Here is a 779-nt window from a genome sequence, read left to right as displayed (position 1 = left end):
GTTGTACTGCATTTAAGAAAAACATTATGAAAATAGGAAATAAGATGATTAAAATTAGTTGGAAGTACCGAATAATATTTGCAATCGGAACTGCAATCCTTTACACTTTCTTACTTTGGACATTTGATTATTTCTCTGACGAAAAACTTTATTCAATTAACAGCTTGATTTTTCAAGGTTTGTTCTTTGGAATTTTTTTCGGAATTGGATTTCCTTACGTGAGTGAAAAATTTGCTGGAAAGTTTTCAAAAAAAATGGGAATGAAAATAAAACCAGAACTTGAATTAAATGAAGAAATCGAAATTGAAGGACCAGCAAACCTATTTCGCGGAATTGAAGGTGTTGGCGGAAAAATTTTCTTGACGAATAAAAAACTGATTTTTAAATCACATAAAATAAATGTTCAGAAAGGACAAACGAATATAGAATATTCAACAATACGAGAAATCGTTAAGAGAAAAACTGCAAAACTAATTGACAACGGAATCAGAATAATAACTGACAATGGAAAAGAGTACGATTTTGTAGTTAACGAGAGAGACTTGTGGTTCGAAAAAATAAATGAACGAACAAAATAAAAAACGCAGTACAACAACGTATATAGCTCATAGCTTGTTAGTTACTTAATCGAAGTTAAGGTATATTTGGAAAGTCGCCAAATTTTTTAATTTGACGATTTCCGATAAAAAAAGATAAATAGTAAAATTTAAAAATCTGGCTTGTACTTAATCCGAAAATAATCGCTAATTTATACGCTACGAGCCATATACAAAACCGTT

The 779-nt window shown here is 29.8% G+C and carries 1 protein-coding gene; it reads left to right on the top strand.

All coding sequences use genetic code 11. The annotated features are described in order from the left end of the window. The coding region (locus tag ACFSQP_RS13095; protein ID WP_376895226.1) for a GRAM domain-containing protein at positions 1–578 on the top strand (578 nt) is incomplete at its 5' end. Positions 579–779 lie beyond the last annotated feature (201 nt).

The organism is Bizionia sediminis, from assembly GCF_042684585.1.
Lineage (GTDB): Bacteria > Bacteroidota > Bacteroidia > Flavobacteriales > Flavobacteriaceae > Algorimicrobium > Algorimicrobium sediminis.
Note: the sequence above shows the minus strand (reverse complement) of the source record. Positions and strands in the feature narration are given on the sequence as shown.